Genomic DNA, 16725 nt, shown 5'->3' on the forward strand with positions numbered 1-16725 from the left:
GAAACTGACCTCCACCGTCTCTAACGTGGTGTGGGTCGAATCAACCACTGGAGGCGCCATGATCCACGCAGCAGGACTCACCAAGGACTTCACGATCGGACGCCAGGAGATCGTCCATGCCGTCCGCGGCATCGACCTGCGGGTCGAGGAGGGTGAGGTGGTCGCCCTGCTCGGTCCCAACGGGGCGGGCAAGACCACGAGTATGCGGATGCTCACCACCCTCATCGAGCCCACCTCGGGCACGGCAAAGGTCGCCGGGTATGACGTGGCACGGCAGCCCGCCCAGGTGCGCAAACACCTCGGTTATGTCGGCCAGGGCAACGGTGCCGGACACACCCAGCGCGTGGGGGACGAGCTCTATGCCCAGGGCGTCATCTACGGCCTGGACCGCCGGACCGCGCGCTCGCGGGGCACCGAGCTGCTGGAGGCCCTGGACCTGCGCGGGATGCACAAGCGCAAGGTCACCGATCTCTCAGGGGGACAGCGGCGCCGGCTCGATGTCGCGATGGGCCTGGTCCACGCACCGCCGCTGCTGGTGCTGGACGAGCCCTCGACGGGTCTGGACCCGCAGAACCGGGCCAACCTCTGGGAGCACATCACCCGGCTGCGCACCGAGCACGCCATGACGGTGCTGCTCAGCACCCACTATCTGGACGAGGCGGACACGATGGCAGACCGGGTCGTGATCGTGGACCACGGGCAGGTCATCGCCGACGACACCCCGGAGGCACTGAAGAGCCAGCACGCCGCGGACCGGCTGACCGTCACCACCACCGGGGAGGCTGCGGCCCGGACCCTGGCGGAGGTCGTCGGCCGGTGGGCTGCCACCACCCAGGTCGAGGTCACCGGACCCGTCGTCACCGCGACGATCACCCACGGCGCCGCGCGGGTCAGCGAGCTGGTGCACGCCGCAGACGACGCGGAGCTCCAGCTCACCGAGGTCCAGGTGCGCCGCCCGACGCTCGACGACGTCTTCCTCACCCTGACCGGGCGGAGTCTGCGCGAGGCCAACCAGACCGGCACCGACGACACCCCCGCCCACGACGCCACGGAGGTGGCGGCATGACCATGGCGACCCAAACCCAGAACCCAGGCCCCGGAGGACGAGACATGACCACCCAGACCCAGCTGTCGGCATACGACCTCGTGGCGGAACGCCGCTCGTTTGTCAGTGACACCGGCATCGTGCTCATGCGCGAGCTGCGACCGATGCTGCACGACCCGTTCTCCGTGCTGTTCAGCCTGGTCCAGCCGATCTTCTTCCTGGCGCTGTTCGGGCCGCTGCTGTCCGGCAACCTCGGTGGGGGCGTCCCAGGCGGTGATGTGTGGCAGTGGTTCGTCCCGGCGATCCTGGTGATGACCTCGCTCTTTGGCTCCTCGGTGGTCGGCTCCAACCTGCTCTATGAGATGCAGACTGGCGCCCACGAGCGGATGCTGGTCACGCCGCTGAGCCGGTCTGCTCAGCTGGTCGGACGCGCGCTGAAGGAGATCGTCACGCTCCTCGCGCAGGCGGCACTGATCGTGCTCGTCATGCTGCCGTTCGGGTTCACCCTCTATCCGGTCGGGGCCGTCCTGGGGCTGGCGCTGCTCGGCGTCCTCGGAGTCGGGTTGGGCTCGCTGAGCTATGCGCTGGCGATCGCCGTCCGCAAGCAGGACTGGATGTTCTGGGTGGTGCAGCAGACCGTGCTCTTCCCGGTGATGATCCTGTCCGGGATGCTGCTGCCGCTGGACGGCGGGCCGGGCTGGATGCGGGCGTTGTCGAGCGTGAATCCACTGACCTATGTCGTGGAGGCCGAGCGCGCCCTGTTTGCCGGTGACCTGGCCAACACCGACGTCCTGTGGGGTGCCGTCGCGGCTGGTCTGACGGCCCTCATCGGGCTCACTGTGGGGATCCGCGCCATGCAGGGCAGCGCCGGCTGATCCGCTCGTGGGCGATGTGGCGTGCGCGGGTGTCCCTGTGCTAGACACGAGGGCTGTCTGCAGGGAGGGGAACTGTCATGCGCTGGAATCTGCCAACTCGACTTCACTGGCTCGGGATGATCATCTTCGGGGTGATCTTTGCCGCGCTCGGGGTCGGTGCAGCGGTCCTGGCGATCGCGGTCATGACCGAAATGGCCGACCGTCTCGCGTTCGCGTTCGGCGCCGTGCTCTGTCTCGTGGTGGGCGGCATTGCCCTCTTCTTCGCGCCCCGTGCCAAGCGCGAGATGGGCACGAAGCTCACTGATCTGCGGCCGGCCGCCCCGGAGCAGGTCGCCACGGATCCGGAGAAGCCGTGGCCGCTCGCCGCGGTCGCGTCGGAGTTGGCCTATGCCCTCCGGGAGACGCCCTACGTCGTGGCGCACAACGACGAGGTGATCCAGGTGAACTGGGACCTGCAGGACAGGTCCTGGTGGGTGGCGGCCCAGAAGAACGGCACCACCCGCGCCTTTGAGACCCGCCTGGTCATGGCGGGTCCGGGCAAGGTGACCCGCACGGATCACTATCTCGCCCTCGACTGGCAGGCCGGGGTGCCGGTCCTCGGCGCCGCGACGGGCAGCAGCAGTGGCGGTCGCGTGTGGCGTTATGAGAAGCGCATCGAGTTGGGCACCAGTCGTGAGGGCGTCACCAAGCCGGTCGACTACACCTTCAACACGGCCGACCTGAACGAGCCGCTGCAGGTGGTTCTCGACCGTGCCGGATGGATCAAGCCCACGCTGGGCGCCGAGGCCAAGGGTGCCCTCATCGTGGGGTTGATCGGTGCCTCCGCGATCCCGTTGGTGCCGCTGGCCTTCCTGATCAAGTGGTGGCTGGATCGCTGAGTCACGGGACCAGCCGGGTGGGTGGTCAAAACCCCTGCACAGTGTCAGTCGTCCGGTCTAGCGTGACTGGCATGACGACTGAGCCGCACGAGACGACAGGATCCACCGAGCGCGAGACTCTCATCGAGATCTATGACGATCAGCGGCGCAACCTGCTGATCGCCATGCGTGGGCTTACCGAGGAGGCGGCCCGCACGCGGAGCACCTCGAGCCAGCTCACGCTGGGCGGGCTGCTCAAGCACGTCACGCTGAATGAGCAGGGCTGGATCACCACCATCACCCAGGCCGATCCCGAGGCAGTGTTCGACATGGAGGCTGCCGCCCATGCTTACGAGCTCACCGGAGACGAGACGTTCGAGCAGTGGCAGGCCGAGTTCGCAGCGCAGGCCGAGCGCACCAACGCTTTCATCCGCGAGGTCCCCGACCTGGACGCGGCGATCCCGCTGCCCAAGGCTCCGTGGGACCCCGAGCCCGGGCAGCAGAGCGTGCGCCGCATCCTGCTCCACATGTTCCGCGAGACCGCCCACCACAGCGGTCACGCCGACATCATCCGCGAGGAGCTGGACGGTGGCAACACCACGATGACGTTGGCGCACGACGCAGGAATGACCTTCGGCGAGGGCTGATCGGCGTGGTGCGGGCCACGACGGTCGGCGTCAGGAGAAGCCCAGGAAGACCGCGGCCACCCACAGCAGGCCTGGCACCAGCACAGCGCGCTGAGCGGTGCCGGTCGAGGGTGAGTCCTCGTGCCAGCCGCGTTGGAAGGCAGCCAGCGCCGCCATCAGCACGATTGTCACCAGGACTGCTGCGACGGTCCATGCGACCCCGGGCAGCGCGAAGGCGGAGACGACCGAGATGACCGGCAGGGCGAAGAACACGAGCGCACCGGCGCCGTCATGAAGTGAGTGCGCGGCGGAGAACTCTGTGGGGTCCTCGTCCTGGGCGCCCGGCGGATAGCCGCGCATCGGGTCCATCGGGATGACGGAAACCACCAGACCGAGTCCGAAGATGGTCAGCACAAGGCCCAGCATCCGGTGGTCCCCGGAGATGAGCAGCCCGACGGCGCCTGCGGTGATCGCGGCCCCGCACACCAGGAAGTTGGCGCGCTGGAGCCAGCCCCGCGGTCCCAGGGCAAGTGCGCTCACCGTGTGCCGGGTGGGGGAGTAGCCCGGTCGTGTCGCTCCGTCGATGAGGAAGACGAGCACGAAGAGCGCCGCGCCGAGTGCGCCAATCCAGGGGGCCACAGGTGTCCTCTCACAAGTCGATCACGACCACCCCACCACATCACCGATCAGATGGTGGGACCAGTGCCGGAAGTCACGCGACGGAGGTGGTCAGCACCTCCGCGACGGGTGGCGACTGGGGCGCGAACGGGTCACGACGCAGGACACTGCGGCCTGGGTGCAGCCGTGGGTCGGCGCGATACCAACGCTCCAGGTCGACCTCGCAGTCCCGGTCTCCGGCGTCTGCGGCGACGATGAGGGCAGCCACCTGGTCGGTGAGCGCGAGTTGGTCCTCGTCCACGGAGCCCGGGGCAGCCATCGCACCCCAGAAGTCCCACAGCAGCAGCTCGTCGCCAAACCGGTGGGCCAGGTCGCGCAGGACATAGTTCTGGATCATCCAGGGGCCACGCGCCGGATGATCCGGAGCCGCGCCATAGTCCTGCGCGTTGAGATCGCCAGCCCGCCAGGACTGCCAGACCTCGGCTGCTGTCGGGAAGGGTGACTCCGCACCCACCGGCATGTCCGTCGGTGTGGTCAGCGAGCCGAGCGGGCCCGCAAGCTCGGGGTCGAACCGGACCCAGCGGCCGTCGCTGCCGTCGAGTCGGGCCTCCACGATCACGTGGTCGTGGCAGAAGTCGGGGTGCAGATAGCGGGAGAAGCCGACTCGTCCGCGCGCGGCGATCCCGTGCTGGCGCAGCACCGCACAGGCCAGCAGCGTGTGGTCGCGGCAGCAGCCCTGGACCCGCTCCGGAAGGTCGCGATGCTGCGTGAGTGGGGCGTTGTGACGCTGCTGGTCACGCTCCAGGGTGCGCACGATCCACCGACCATGGATGTCCTCGCGGGTGTGCTCTGGCAGGATCGCCTGCTCCCCGCGGTAGTGGGCGATCACGTTGCGCACGGCTGTGGACACCGCCTCGACCGTCGGGTCGACTGCGGATAACAGGAGTGCCCACGGGCCTGGGTCGCTGTAGCTCGTGTGGTGATCTGGCCGGAAGTGTTCGGGCTGTATGGACTCGGGTTGCGTGGTCTCGGGTTGCGTGGTCATGAACTCACTGTCGGCCCTGCCCCAGGGGCAAGGTCAACGTCCGTTGGGTACGAAACGCCACCAGAAGCCGGGAGGGGTGTACGAGACCGCTATGAAAAGGCGGGAGGGGTGTACGAAACCGCTACGAAAAGGCGGGAGGGGTGTACGAAACCGCTATGAAAATGGTTTAGCGGTAGGGCCGCACGATCTCGGCGACCGTCCCGGCACCGGGGCGGTCGTCCCAGGCGACCGGATAGATCTCGCGGGGCGGTCCGTCCGGCTGGCCGTGCTGGCCGACCCACTGCTCCACGGCGGCATAGGCGTGCAGGATCGGGGGATAGCGACACTGCGCCGCCGTGAGCTCGACGAAGGCCTCCTGGCGTGCCGGCTCCACGCGCAGCACGACCTCTCGCGACGGAGCGGCCGTGCCCTCGTAGGGGACACAGACCTCGATCGGTCCGTCGCCGTCCGGGGTGACGACCCCGTGATAGAGCACCCAGTGCTCCTCGCCGTGGATCGCACCGGTGTGCTGCAGGTGCTCGCGCAGTCGCAGCCGCAACCCGATGATCGTCTCCACCAGGGCGTGCTGGGTGACCCGTGCCGTGACGGTGGCCAGGGTCCGCTCCTGCGCGTGCCGCGACTGCACGGGGAAGGTCGGCCCGGGGCGCTCGAGCAGCGCGTCCCGCAGGTAGGCCACGAGGCCGGCCCGTTGGGAGGTCTCATCCTCCTGCTCGGCCCACCACTGTCCGAGCAGCAACGCAGCCTCCGCGTCGCTGGCCTCGAGCAGCACGCGGATCCTGGCCAATGGCATGTTGGCCTGCCGGAGCAAGGCGATCCGCCGGGCCCGGTCGACCTGCGCCGGCGCGTAGTAGCGGTAACCGGAGTGCGGGTCGACCTGGGCGGGCACCAGCAGACCAGAGGAGTCATACAACCGCAGCGCCTTGGCGGACAGCCCGGTGGTCCGTGCGAAGGCACCCGTGGTCAGCTGACCGCCCGGGCCGGCTCCGGTGTCCACGCTCAGAGCTCGCCGAGGACCGCCTGACGCAACGTGTCCAGGCCCACACCGCCGATGTCCAGAGCCCGGCGGTGGAAGGCCTTGAGGTCGAAGGAGTCGCCCTCGGCCTCACGCACCTGGTCGCGCAGCTGCAGCCACAGGCGCTCACCGATCTTGTAGGCCGGGGCCTGTCCCGGCCAGCCGAGGTAGCGGTCCAGCTCGAAGCGGGCCGAGCCCTCGTCCATGTTGGTGTGGTTGTTGAGGAACTCCCACGCCTTGTCATAGGTCCACTCGCCGCCGCCGACCTCCTGCGGAGCCTCGAAGCCGCAGTGCACCCCGATGTCGATGACCACGCGGGTGGCGCGCAGCGCCTGGCCGTCGAGCAGCCCCATCCGGTTGCCGGGGTCGTCCATGTAGCCGAGGTCGGCCATCAGCCACTCCGCATACAACGCCCACCCCTCGCCATGGCCGGAGGTCCAGGACGCCAGCCGGCGCCACCGGTTGAGCAGCTCTGCGCGATAGACGGTCTGCCCGATCTGCAGGTGGTGCCCCGGGACCCCCTCGTGATAGACGGTGGTCAGCTCACGCCAGGTGGTGAACTCGGTGGCGCCCTTGGGCACTGACCACCACATCCGCCCCGGCCGGGAGAAGTCCTCGCTGGGCCCGGTGTAGTAGACGCCTCCGGTCTGGCTCGGCGCGATCATGCACTCGATGCGACGGACCGGCTCGGGGACGTCGAAGTGGCTGTCGGCCAGGTCGTCCACGACCGCGTCGGCCTTCTCCTGCATCCACTCGCGCAGCGCGTCGGTGCCCTTGAGCGTGTAGGTCGGGTCGGCGTCCAGGACCGCGATCGCCTCCTTGACCGTCGAGCCCTCCTTGATGGTCTGGGCGGTGTCCAGCATCATCGCGTCGATGCGGGCGACCTCCTCCAGGCCCCAGGCATAGGTCTCCTCGAGGTCGATCTCCGCCCCGAGGAACTGGCGGGAGGCCAGCCGATAGCGCTCCACCCCCGCGGCGTCCGACTCCGGCGCCTGCGGCAGGAGCTGCTCGCTCAGATAGGCGCCGAGCCGTCCGAAGGCACCCTTGGCCTCCTCGACCGCCGCAGCCAGGTCCTCGCGGACCTCCGCGGGCTGCTCCTGGGCCTCGGCCACCAGGGCGCCGTAGGTGGAGGCGTCCCCGGCCTGGTCCGCACACTGCTCGGCCACCCGCTCGACCTGACGGCGAGGGGGGACCGAGCCGTGCCCGGCAGAGTGAGCCAGCGACTCGGCATACTGCTCGAAGGCCGGCCCCACCGCGCGGAGGCGACGGGTGATGACGCCCCAGTCCTGCTCGGTCTCCTTGGGCATGATGTCGAAGATGTCGCGCACGGACTGCACGGGGCAGGCAATCACGTTGAGCTCGACCGGGTCCGCGCCCTCCAGCAGGCGGTTCAGTCCCTCGACCTCCAGCGACAGCCGTTCGCGCATCGCGGCGACGGTGACCTTGTCAACGTCGTCCACCGGGACAGCGCCGTCGAGCTGGGCGAGGGTCTCCTGGTTGAGCACCACGTAGGCGCGGTAGCCCTCCAGGGACAAGTCGTCCAGCTCGTCGGTGCGCCCCGGCACCCCCATGTAGGTGGCGTTCATCGGACTCAGCGCGATGCTCGCCTCCAGATGTGCCTCGGCGATGCGGTCGATGTCGGTCTGGGGACGGCTCGTGGTCTCAGTCACGGGTCGACGCTATCCCAGGGCCTGGGTGGACTTCCATGCGCTTTCGCTACGGTGAACCCATGGCCCTCACTGACGCGCACCGCGACTTCCTGACCGCCCACAAGCTGGCGAGTCTGGCCACCATCAAACGGGACGGTCGCCCCCAGCTGTCCCAGGTCAGTTATCACTTTGACCCCGGCTCCGACACCTTCCGGATCTCGATCACCGCCACCCGGGCCAAGTTCAAGAATCTGCAGCGCGACCCGCGCGCCACCCTGCTGGTGGCCGGCGGTCGCTGGGAATACCTGGTGGTCGACGGTGACGCGAGCTTCAGTGAGGTCACGACGGACCCGCACGACGCCGCCGGTGATGCCCTCGTCGACCTCTATCGCACCGTGGCGGGTGAGCACCCGGACTGGGATGAGTATCGCGCCGCGATGGTCGCCGAGCAGCGGGTGGTGCTGAGCGTCGTCGCCACCCATTCCTACGGCATCCTCCCGGCTTGAGCCGGGTCACGGCAGCGCCCGTGTCCACAGCGCCCATGCCCACAGCGCCCAGGGTTCTGTCCCTGAACATCGGCAAGGCGGTGGCGACCGACCACACCAGTGCCCCTGGGGGCATAACAGGGATCGACAAGTATGCCGTCAGCTCGCTGAGCGTGCGAGCGCCCGGCCCCAAGGTGGGCGGCCTGGGCAGCGGCGTCGTCGGCGACCACATCGGGGACCAGCGTTTCCACGGCGGCGACAACAAGGCCGTCTATCTGTTCGCCCGCGAGGAGCTCGACTGGTGGGAGATCGAGTCGGGCCGCTCGCTGCGCTCGGGCATCTTCGGGGAAAACGTCACCACGGTTGACTTCGCCGTCGACGACCTGGTCGTGGGATCGTCTCTGGCAGTGGGTGATCCAGCCTCACCGGGTGTCGTGTTGCGGGTGGCCGGGCCACGGATCCCGTGCCGGACCTTCGCCGGTCACCTCGGGGAGCGGCAGTGGATCAAGCGGTTCACGGCCCGCGGGCTGACCGGTGCCTATTGTGCGGTCGAGGTCCCTGGACAGATTCACACTGACGACGCCATCACGGTGACCTCGGTGCCGGACCACGGAATCACTGTGCCGCAACTGTTTCGGGCGCTCACCGGAGATCTGGAGCTGGTCGAGCAGGTCATCGCTTCCGAGGTGCTGGCCGGTGAGGAGCTGGCTCAGCTGGCCGAGTCCTTCGAGCGTCGCACCGGGCGGCGCCCTGCCTGACAGCTAGCCGCGCAGGACCTTGTCCATCGCCTTGCCCCTGGCCAGCTCGTCCACCAGCTTGTCCAGATAGCGGATCTGCTGCATCAGGGGGTCCTCGATCTCCTCGACGCGCACCCCGCAGATCACGCCGGTGATCTGGGTGACCTGAGGGTTGAGATCCGCCTGGGCGAAGAAGTCGGTGAAGGTGGTCTCGGCGTCCAGGTGATGTTGCAGGGTGGCCTCGTCGAAGCCGGTCAGCCAGACGATCACCTCGTGCAGCTCCGCCTGCGTGCGGCCCTTGCGCTCCAGCTTGGTCACGTAGTGCGGATAGACCGAGGCAAAGCTGACACCAAAGATCCTGCTCATCGGGTCACTCTACGACGGCCGTGCGTGGCTCACTGTCCCTGGAGGTGCGTGGCCAGAGCGTCCAGCACCAGTTGCGCCGAGGCCGGATCCGTGTCCAGCAGCCGGATGCCGTGGGCGGCGGCGCCGGGCTGCACGAACAGCTCGCCATCCTGGGCCTGTGCGAGCATCGACTCCGCCTCGGGGACCAGGCCGGTGTCGTGCTCGGCGACCAGGAAGAGCACGGGCAGTTCGAGCTCACCGATCGCGTCACGCGCACTGCTGCCCTGATAAAAGTCCGGGGCCGAGATCGCGACCACGAGGTCGACCGGCGGGTCCACCTCGGGGGCGGCCGCGATGGCGTAGGTGCCCCCCATCGAGGCGCCGACCAGCGCCACGTGCTCGGCACCCTCCTGGCGCAGGTGGGCGACGGCGGCAGGGATCACGGGCTGCGGCCAGTCGCCGCTGCGCATAGCGGGCACGACCACGGCATATCCGGCGTCGGCGAGCGTCTCGGCGAACGTCACCCAGTTGCAGTGTCTGCCGTCGTTCTGGTGCAGCAGCACGACCCCGGCCGAGCCCTCCCCGAGCTGGAAGGCATCGTCCCCGTCGCCCACCAGGTCCAGCGCTCGGGCTCCCTCGGCGTCGCAGGCCACGGCAGGCTGTTCGCTCTCCGTGCCGCTTGTTTCCTGGGACTCTCCCGCGGTGGTGGTGGTCTCGTCCGCGGGTGTGACCGTGGTGGTGGGCGTCGAGCTGGCAGTGGTGAGCGGTGAGGACGCCTCCTGCTCGTCCCCACCGCTGCTGCAGGCCGCGAGAGTCAGCACGATCCCGATAGTGAGAGCTAGCGTCCGGCGCGACATACGACGAAACCGTAGCATTTCGTGGTCACGTGTGCTCAGCCAGCGGGCAGGGGGGTGGACAGGGACTGAAGTGGGCCCCGCGGCAACGGGGCTACTCCTGGAGGAGGTCGCTGGGGCGGAACTCGAGCGGGAAGGGTGCAGTGACCCGGACGGGCTCGTCCCCGTGCGCGACCTGCTTGTCGGTGTAGTGGTCTCCGTCGAGCTCCAGCACGCGGACCGACGGCTCTGCAGGATCAATGAGCCAGTAGGACGGCACTCCCGCGGCGGCGAAGCGGTCGCGCTTCAGGAGCCGGTCGATGCGGCGGGTGCTCGGCGAGAGGACCTCCACTGCCAGCAGCGGTGCGCCGGGCAACTCGTTGTCGGTGAGGTCCTCGCGGCGGGTCACCAGCAGGTCGGGCTGCAGCACCGTGTCCTCAGCGAGCGCGACGTCGAACGGCGCCGTCTTGATCACGAATCCGTCAGGGCGTTGAGTCCGCAGCAGCACGGTCAGCTCCACGACGACGGCCTGGTGCCACCGACCCGGTCCGGGCGTCACCAGGATCGCCCCGTCCAACAACTCATAGCGCTCCGATCCCTCAGCTGGGCGCAGCGCATCGAGGTCGGCCCGGGTCAACGAGCCCGGGTGCGAGGTGACGGTCACGCTCACCATGCTGCCCCCAATCATCGTCCTGCGCCACTAGACGCGGGCCACTATGGCAGGACGGGGAGCACCGCGGCGTTCGTCATCCACAGGGCGATCACCGGCCGGGCTCAGCGGCCTCGCCCCGCACTGCCGAGAGCATGCCGGGCCGTCGACCCACCACCGACCATCTTGGAGCCGCAAACGGTTCTTGGAGCCGCAAACGGTTCTTGGAGCCTGCCATTTCACGCTGTCAGAACCGTTCGAGGCTCCAAGACGACATCCCGCGCGACCGAGGCAGTCCATCCCGGCTGTGCGGCTCAGTGGGTTGGCAGCTGCATGTGGTCGTGCCGCTTTCGCTGCTTCACAGCATCAGGCCGACCAAGGGCCGGCCGGGCCCAGCGAGCCCCGCCGGCTGGGCTCAGCGGGGGAGGGCGGAGGCGCGCCAGGCGCCTGGGCCGGGCGTGGGGCGCGCTCCGGGCACACGTGAGGAGTCACTCCACAGTGATCGTCTGGTCGGTGTCTCGTCGCCGTTGCCACCCGCGGAGGCGGCACTGAGCACCGCGACGAGGGCGGCGATTTCCTCGGGCGTGGCCTGCCCGGACACGACACGTAGGACCGGGCGCTCGTCGGGCACCGCGGTCGTCTCCTCGGAGTCCACTGGGCTGTCCTCTGGGCCGTCCTCTGTCCCAACCTCTGGGGCGCTCACAGCGGGATGTTCCCGTGCTTGCGCGGGGGCCGGGTGTCCCGCTTGGTGGCCAGAGTGCGCAGCGCCTTGGTGATCTCCAGGCGGGTCTCCGACGGGGCGATGACGGCGTCGACATAGCCGCGCTCGGCGGCGACATAGGGGTTGGCGAGGGTGTCCTCGTATTCCTGGATCCGCGCGGCCCGCTCGGCGTCGACGTCGCGGCCCTCCTCGGCAGCCTGGGCCAGCTGCTTGCGATAGAGGATGTTGGCGGCACCCTGGGCGCCCATGACCGCGATCTGTGCGGTCGGCCAGGCCAGGTTGATGTCCGCGCCGAGGTGCTTGGAGCCCATCACGTCATAGGCGCCGCCGTAGGCCTTGCGCGTGATGACCGTGACCAACGGGACGGTTGCCTCGGCATACGCATAGAGGAGCTTGGCACCCCGGCGGATGATGCCGCCGAACTCCTGGTCGGTGCCCGGCAGGAAGCCGGGGACGTCGACGAAGGTGAGGATCGGGACGTTGAACGCGTCACAGGTCCGCACGAAGCGTGCCGCCTTCTCCGAGGCGTTGATGTCCAGGGTGCCGGCAAACTGCATCGGCTGGTTGGCGACGATGCCGACCGCCCGTCCCTCGACCCGGCCGAAGCCGCAGACGATGTTGGGCGCGAAGAGCTCCTGGACCTCCAGGAACTCGCCGTCATCCAGCACTCCCGTGATGGCAGCCTTGATGTCATAGGGCATGTTGGGCGAGTCTGGGACCAGGGTGTCCAGCGCGAGGTCCTCGTCGGTGACCTCCAGGGCGGCCTCGGCCTCGAAGACCGGCGCCTCCTCCAGGTTGTTCTGTGGGAGGTGGGCCAGCAGCTCCTTGACATAGTCGATGGCGTCCTCCTCGTCGCTGCCCATGTAGTGCGCGACACCGGAGACGGTGTTGTGGGTGCGGGCACCGCCGAGGTCCTCGAAGGTGACGTCCTCACCGGTGACCGTCTTGATGACGTCCGGGCCGGTGATGAACATGTGTGAGGTCTGGTCGACCATCACGACGAAGTCGGTGATCGCGGGGGAGTAGACCGCACCCCCTGCGGCAGGGCCCATCACCAGCGAGATCTGCGGGATGACACCCGACGCGTGCACATTGCGCTTGAAGATCTCGGCATAGAGACCGAGGGCCACCACGCCCTCCTGGATGCGGGCGCCGCCGGAGTCGTTGATGCCGACGACCGGGCAGCCGACCTTCATCGCCAGGTCCATGACCTTGACGATCTTCTCGCCGAAGACCTCACCGAGGGACCCGCCGAAGACCGTGAAGTCCTGGGCGAAGACCGCGACGGGGCGACCGTCGACCGTGCCGTAGCCAGTGACCACACCGTCGCCGTAGGGTCGGCTCTTGTCCTGTCCGAAGGCGGTCGAGCGGTGCCGAGCCAGGGCATCGAGCTCGGTGAACGAGCCCTCGTCGAGCAGCATGTCGATGCGCTCGCGGGCGGTCTGCTTGCCCTTGGCGTGCTGCTTCTCGACGGCGCGCGCCGAGCCGGCGTGCACCGCCTCGTCAACGCGCTCGCGATAGTCAGCGAGTTTGCCGGCCGTGGTGTGGATGTCCGGTCCGGTGGCGTCCTGGGGGTCCGCGGTCATGGGGGACAACTTATCTCGCGCCGCTCAGCCGAACCTGCGCGGGTCGAGGAAGGACGCTTCGGTGAACAACTCCTCACCGTGGGCCCACTGTGCCGCGAGTTCACCCAGCGCGGAGGCATGCTTGAACGAGTGCCCCGAGCAGCCTCCCGCGACGATCAAGCGACCCGTGTCGTCGGACGGGCCCACGACGAATTGTCCATCGGGGGTGTGGGCCATGATGCAGGTGACCTGCTCGGCCGGCTCCGGTTCGAGATCCTTGAAGGTCGCGCCCACCAGGCCCGCGATGTGGTCGGTCTCCCCGGGGTGGATCTCGCGGTCGATGGCGTCGGGGTCGTCCGCCTCGAACGGTCCGTCGAACTCGTCGCCGACCTTGGCCAGGTCCCCCGGCAGGGCACCGTGCCCCCACATCCACTCGTCCGAGCCCGGAGCGCTGCGGATGAAGACCTTGAGCCGATCCAGGCTCGCGTCGTGGCCGTCCCGGGCGCGGAACCAGGTCATCACGTAGCGGTGTGGCGTCAGCGGGATGCTGGGGACGAGCTTCGCCAGCCAGGGTCCGGCCGCGACCACCACCCGATCGGCCCGCACGTCACGGTCCGCGAGACGGACCGTGACGCCGTCGGAGTCGGCCTCGATGGACTGCACGCGCTGGCCCGTGATGAGCTCGGCCCCTGCTGCGCGAGCCGCCTCTGCCGCGGCCACGATCGCCGCCTCGGGACGCAGGACCCCGGCATCCGGGTCCCACACCCCGATGTCGCCGGGGTCGACCCGGGCGTGGCCGGGTGCGCGCTCGGCGATCTGCTCCGGCGTGAGCTGCTCGACCGGCAGGTCGTGCTCGCGTGCGGCGGTCAGGGTGCCCTCGATGATCCGTGACCCTGGCGGCCCGATCATGATGCCGCCGGTCTCCAGGAGCAGCTCCTGACCGCTGAGGGCCGACAGCTCGCGCCACAGCTCGCGAGCCCGCTGCGCGATGGGCACCAGGCCCGGGTGCTCCAGGCAGGCGACCCGGAACAGGCGGGTCCGGCCGTGCGAGCCGCCCCACGGGTGGCCGGGCTCGTGCTGATCGATGCCGATGACGCGAAGACCCCGCTGAGCCAGCCGCCAGGTCGCGTTGGAGCCGATGGCCCCAAGGCCCACGACCACGACATCGGTGGTCTGCTCACCAGCCATGCCACGGAGGATACCGAACACCTCGGGTGTCCCGCACCGGTGCTGGTGCAGGGCACCCCTCCCGGTGGCACGTCCGAGGAGCGAGGGACCCGCGCCCTAGCCTGACCTGGTGACGCACATCTCCTGGGAGCGCCCGCAGTGGCACCCGAGCATCGACTCGACCAACCTCGAGGCGGCCCGCGACCCGCGCCCCGGGCGGGTGATCGTCGCCGACCACCAGAGCGCCGGCCTCGGCCGTCGCGGTCGCACCTGGACCGCGCCGCCGGACTCCTCGGTCGCCATCTCCGTCGTGATCCCCGCCCCGGCCCCGGAGCTGATCGGATGGGTCCCCCTGGTCACCGGGCTCGCCGTCGCGCAGGCGCTGGAGGACAGCCCGTATGCCGTGCCCGTCACCCTCAAGTGGCCCAACGACGTCCTGGTCCGCGAGCAGGGACAGGGCGAGGGGGGACAGGGCGAGCAGGGACAGGGCGAGGACGAGCAGGTGGGTCCGTGGCACAAGATCTGTGGCGTGCTCGCCCAGGCCATTCCCGTCACCCCAGCGGGGCCCGTCGTGGTCGTTGGCGCAGGCATCAACATCGACCAGACGCGCGACCAGCTCCCCGTCCCGACGGCGACGTCGTGGCGGCTCGCCCGCGGCGGGGACCGGGGCGCCCCGCTGCCCGACGGTGCGCGCCAGCAGCTGGTCAGCGACTACCTCACCCGGCTCGCCGATCTGGTGACGGACCTGGGTGGTGGGCACACGGCATACCGTCAGAAGTGCTCGACCCTCGGCCAACAGGTCGAGGTGCACCTGCCCGAGGGAGGCACCCGGACCGGCACCGCCGTCGAGCTCGACGACTCCGGAGCCCTGGTCGTGGAGGGTGGGGGGCGACGCACCGTGCACCTGGCAGGCGACGTCGTCCACGTGCGACCGGCTCGTTAACCTTGCCGCCATGAGCCCCACGACAAACGCAGAAGCACCGACGATGCTGCAGGTCATCCGGCACGGCGAGGGCGGCCACGTGGTCGAGCTGGCGCTGGACCGGCCGGAGGCGATGAACGCGATCTCCACAGCCTTCGCCGAGGAGATCGCCGCGGTCACGGCCGAGCTCGCCGCCGACCCGAGCGTGCGCGCGGTGGTGGTCACCTCGACACACCCCAAGGCGTTCTGTGTCGGGGCCGACCTCAAGGAACGCAACAGCTTCACCGACGCCGACCTGATGCGCCAGCGCCCGATCACGCAGGGGGCCTATGGCGGCGTGCTCAACCTGCCGGTGCCGGCCTTTGCCGCAGTCGAGGGGTTTGCGCTCGGCGGCGGTCTGGAGATCGCCCTGTCCTGCGACGTGATCATCGCGGGGGAGGGCGCCCTGGTCGGGCTGCCCGAGGTCTCGGTCGGGGTCATCCCCGGCGGCGGCGGCACCCAGTTGCTCACCCGGCGGATCGGCTGGTCCCGCGCCGCGAAGGCGATCTTCACCGCGGCCAAGCTTGCGGCACCCGAGGCCCACGAGCTCGGGATCATCGATGAGCTGGTCACCCCCGGCAGCGCTCGCGCCCGGGCACTGGAGCTGGCGACCACCGTGGCGGGCCACAGCCCGATCGGCGTGCGCAACGCCAAGCGGGCCATGCGCCTTGGCGCGGACGTCGATCTGCAGACCGGTTTGCAGGTCGAGGACGCCTGTTGGAGGGCCACCGCCTTCTCGGCCGACCGTGCCGAAGGGGTGGCGGCGTTTGCCGAGAAGCGGACCCCAAACTGGCCCGGTGAGGACGGGGTGCAGCGCAACCCGGCACCGGGTACGTAAGATCAACCCCATGACGAGGGTGTTGCTGGCCGAGGACGATGAAACGATCTCCGAGCCACTTGCGCGTGCACTGCGCCGAGAAGGTTATGACGTGGACGTCTGCGGCGATGGCCGCAAGGCGCTGACCACCGCGGCGGCACAGCCGCCGGACCTGGTGATCCTCGACCTGGGGTTGCCCTATGTCGACGGACTCGACGTGTGCCGCCAGCTGCGGCGGGACGGTCTCACCAGTCCGGTGCTGATCCTCACCGCCCGTGGCGACGAGGTGGACACGGTGGTCGGGCTCGACGCGGGCGCCGATGACTATGTCACCAAGCCGTTCCGGCTCGCCGAGCTGCTCGCCCGGGTGCGGGCGCTGCTGCGCCGTGGCGGCGAGGGGCGCGAGGACGACCAGGAGCGCCCCATCTCGATCGACACTCAGGCGCGCCGTGCCTTCTTTGGTGGCCAGGAGTTGCAGCTCACCGCCAAGGAGTTTGACCTGCTGCGCGTGCTGATGCGCGAGGGCGGCCGCGTCGTCTCCCGCGAGGACCTGATGCGCGAGGTGTGGGACTCCGCCTGGTATGGCTCGACCAAGACCCTGGACATGCACGTGTCCGTGCTCCGCCGCAAGCTCGGTGACGACGCCGCTGATCCCAAGCACATCGTCACCGTGCGTGGGGTCGGGTTCCGGTTCGAGAACGAGCCGGAGAGCTAGCAC

19 protein-coding genes are annotated in these 16725 nt (G+C 69.3%); 9 read left to right on the top strand and 10 right to left on the bottom strand.

What is annotated here, in order from left to right; genetic code table 11:
* Positions 1-58: 58 nt before the first annotated feature.
* The 4 genes from NF556_RS05515 (at position 59) to NF556_RS05530 (ending at position 3424) form a co-directional block, all read left to right on the top strand.
* The gene (locus NF556_RS05515) at positions 59-1066 is read left to right on the top strand and encodes an ABC transporter ATP-binding protein (protein ID WP_252594488.1); all 1008 of its coding nucleotides are present in this window, start codon (positions 59-61) and stop codon (positions 1064-1066) included.
* Between the two features lie 44 nt (positions 1067-1110).
* Positions 1111-1920 carry an ABC transporter permease gene (locus tag NF556_RS05520; RefSeq protein ID WP_252594489.1) on the top strand — a complete coding sequence of 270 codons (810 nt, stop codon included), beginning with the start codon at positions 1111-1113 and terminating at the stop codon, positions 1918-1920.
* 77 nt (positions 1921-1997) lie between these two features.
* A complete protein-coding gene (locus tag NF556_RS05525) occupies positions 1998-2798 on the top strand; it encodes a hypothetical protein (RefSeq protein WP_252594490.1) in 801 nt (266 codons plus the stop codon).
* Between the two features lie 71 nt (positions 2799-2869).
* The gene (locus tag NF556_RS05530) at positions 2870-3424 is read left to right on the top strand and encodes a DinB family protein (RefSeq protein WP_252594491.1); all 555 of its coding nucleotides are present in this window, start codon (positions 2870-2872) and stop codon (positions 3422-3424) included.
* A 30-nt stretch (positions 3425-3454) separates the two neighbouring features.
* On the opposite strand, the gene NF556_RS05535 is transcribed toward NF556_RS05530, so the two are convergent.
* The 4 genes from NF556_RS05535 to NF556_RS05550 form a co-directional block, all read right to left on the bottom strand.
* On the bottom strand, positions 3455-4042 hold the full coding sequence (locus tag NF556_RS05535; protein ID WP_252594492.1) for a DUF998 domain-containing protein: 588 nt from the start codon (positions 4040-4042) through the stop codon (positions 3455-3457).
* A 73-nt stretch (positions 4043-4115) separates the two neighbouring features.
* A complete protein-coding gene (locus NF556_RS05540) occupies positions 4116-5066 on the bottom strand; it encodes a transglutaminase-like domain-containing protein (RefSeq protein ID WP_252594493.1) in 951 nt (316 codons plus the stop codon).
* Positions 5067-5232: 166 nt separating this feature from the next.
* Positions 5233-6060 carry a MerR family transcriptional regulator gene (locus NF556_RS05545; protein WP_252594494.1) on the bottom strand — a complete coding sequence of 276 codons (828 nt, stop codon included), beginning with the start codon at positions 6058-6060 and terminating at the stop codon, positions 5233-5235.
* Between the two features lie 2 nt (positions 6061-6062).
* On the bottom strand, positions 6063-7748 hold the full coding sequence (locus NF556_RS05550) for a DUF885 domain-containing protein (protein ID WP_252594495.1): 1686 nt from the start codon (positions 7746-7748) through the stop codon (positions 6063-6065).
* Positions 7749-7807: 59 nt separating this feature from the next.
* Between NF556_RS05550 and NF556_RS05555 the strand changes: the two genes are divergently transcribed.
* Together NF556_RS05555 and NF556_RS05560 are read left to right on the top strand one after the other, a co-directional pair.
* Positions 7808-8233, top strand: a complete 426-nt coding sequence (locus tag NF556_RS05555; protein WP_252594496.1) for a PPOX class F420-dependent oxidoreductase — start codon at positions 7808-7810, stop codon at positions 8231-8233.
* A gap of 35 nt (positions 8234-8268) precedes the next feature.
* Positions 8269-8970 (top strand): MOSC domain-containing protein, encoded by a 702-nt coding sequence (locus NF556_RS05560; RefSeq protein ID WP_252594497.1) that lies wholly within the window; start codon positions 8269-8271, stop codon positions 8968-8970.
* Between the two features lie 3 nt (positions 8971-8973).
* Here NF556_RS05560 and NF556_RS05565 read toward each other — a convergent pair whose 3' ends face one another.
* The 6 genes from NF556_RS05565 to solA all read right to left on the bottom strand — a co-directional run bounded on the left by NF556_RS05565 (position 8974) and on the right by solA (position 14250).
* Complete coding sequence (locus NF556_RS05565; protein WP_252594498.1) at positions 8974-9315, bottom strand: DUF2200 domain-containing protein; 342 nt, start codon at positions 9313-9315, stop codon at positions 8974-8976.
* 29 nt (positions 9316-9344) lie between these two features.
* Positions 9345-10115, bottom strand: coding sequence for an alpha/beta hydrolase (locus NF556_RS05570; protein ID WP_252594499.1), 771 nt, complete (start codon positions 10113-10115; stop codon positions 9345-9347).
* Between the two features lie 127 nt (positions 10116-10242).
* Positions 10243-10791: a Uma2 family endonuclease gene (locus NF556_RS05575; protein WP_252594500.1), complete on the bottom strand. Its 549-nt coding sequence runs from the start codon at positions 10789-10791 to the stop codon at positions 10243-10245.
* Positions 10792-11191: 400 nt separating this feature from the next.
* Positions 11192-11479, bottom strand: coding sequence for an acyl-CoA carboxylase subunit epsilon (locus NF556_RS05580; protein WP_252594501.1), 288 nt, complete (start codon positions 11477-11479; stop codon positions 11192-11194).
* Positions 11476-13083, bottom strand: coding sequence for an acyl-CoA carboxylase subunit beta (locus NF556_RS05585; protein WP_252594502.1), 1608 nt, complete (start codon positions 13081-13083; stop codon positions 11476-11478). The genes NF556_RS05580 and NF556_RS05585 overlap by 4 nt, the downstream gene beginning before the upstream one ends.
* A gap of 24 nt (positions 13084-13107) precedes the next feature.
* A complete protein-coding gene (gene solA, locus NF556_RS05590; protein WP_252594503.1) occupies positions 13108-14250 on the bottom strand; it encodes an N-methyl-L-tryptophan oxidase in 1143 nt (380 codons plus the stop codon).
* 109 nt (positions 14251-14359) lie between these two features.
* On the opposite strand from solA, the gene NF556_RS05595 reads away from it, so the two are divergent.
* From NF556_RS05595 to NF556_RS05605, 3 genes are read left to right on the top strand one after another with little or no spacing between them, the layout of a single operon-like run.
* Complete coding sequence (locus NF556_RS05595; RefSeq protein WP_252594504.1) at positions 14360-15172, top strand: biotin--[acetyl-CoA-carboxylase] ligase; 813 nt, start codon at positions 14360-14362, stop codon at positions 15170-15172.
* Between the two features lie 10 nt (positions 15173-15182).
* Positions 15183-16028 carry an enoyl-CoA hydratase/isomerase family protein gene (locus NF556_RS05600; RefSeq protein WP_252594505.1) on the top strand — a complete coding sequence of 282 codons (846 nt, stop codon included), beginning with the start codon at positions 15183-15185 and terminating at the stop codon, positions 16026-16028.
* 10 nt (positions 16029-16038) lie between these two features.
* Positions 16039-16722, top strand: coding sequence for a response regulator transcription factor (locus tag NF556_RS05605; protein ID WP_252594506.1), 684 nt, complete (start codon positions 16039-16041; stop codon positions 16720-16722).
* The last annotated feature ends 3 nt before the right edge of the window (positions 16723-16725 follow it).

Source organism: Ornithinimicrobium faecis (assembly GCF_023923225.1).
Taxonomy (GTDB): Bacteria; Actinomycetota; Actinomycetes; order Actinomycetales; family Dermatophilaceae; genus Ornithinicoccus; species Ornithinicoccus faecis.

Coding starts and splice junctions, on each gene's coding strand:
- NF556_RS05515 (WP_252594488.1), top strand. CDS start 59: ATGATCCACGCAGCAGGACTCACCAAGGACTTCACGATCGGACGCCAG.
- NF556_RS05520 (WP_252594489.1), top strand. CDS start 1,111: ATGACCACCCAGACCCAGCTGTCGGCATACGACCTCGTGGCGGAACGC.
- NF556_RS05525 (WP_252594490.1), top strand. CDS start 1,998: ATGCGCTGGAATCTGCCAACTCGACTTCACTGGCTCGGGATGATCATC.
- NF556_RS05530 (WP_252594491.1), top strand. CDS start 2,870: ATGACGACTGAGCCGCACGAGACGACAGGATCCACCGAGCGCGAGACT.
- NF556_RS05540 (WP_252594493.1), bottom strand. CDS start 5,066: ATGACCACGCAACCCGAGACCACGCAACCCGAGTCCATACAGCCCGAA.
- NF556_RS05555 (WP_252594496.1), top strand. CDS start 7,808: ATGGCCCTCACTGACGCGCACCGCGACTTCCTGACCGCCCACAAGCTG.
- NF556_RS05560 (WP_252594497.1), top strand. CDS start 8,269: ATGCCCACAGCGCCCAGGGTTCTGTCCCTGAACATCGGCAAGGCGGTG.
- NF556_RS05565 (WP_252594498.1), bottom strand. CDS start 9,315: ATGAGCAGGATCTTTGGTGTCAGCTTTGCCTCGGTCTATCCGCACTAC.
- NF556_RS05585 (WP_252594502.1), bottom strand. CDS start 13,083: ATGACCGCGGACCCCCAGGACGCCACCGGACCGGACATCCACACCACG.
- solA (WP_252594503.1), bottom strand. CDS start 14,250: ATGGCTGGTGAGCAGACCACCGATGTCGTGGTCGTGGGCCTTGGGGCC.
- NF556_RS05600 (WP_252594505.1), top strand. CDS start 15,183: ATGAGCCCCACGACAAACGCAGAAGCACCGACGATGCTGCAGGTCATC.
- NF556_RS05605 (WP_252594506.1), top strand. CDS start 16,039: ATGACGAGGGTGTTGCTGGCCGAGGACGATGAAACGATCTCCGAGCCA.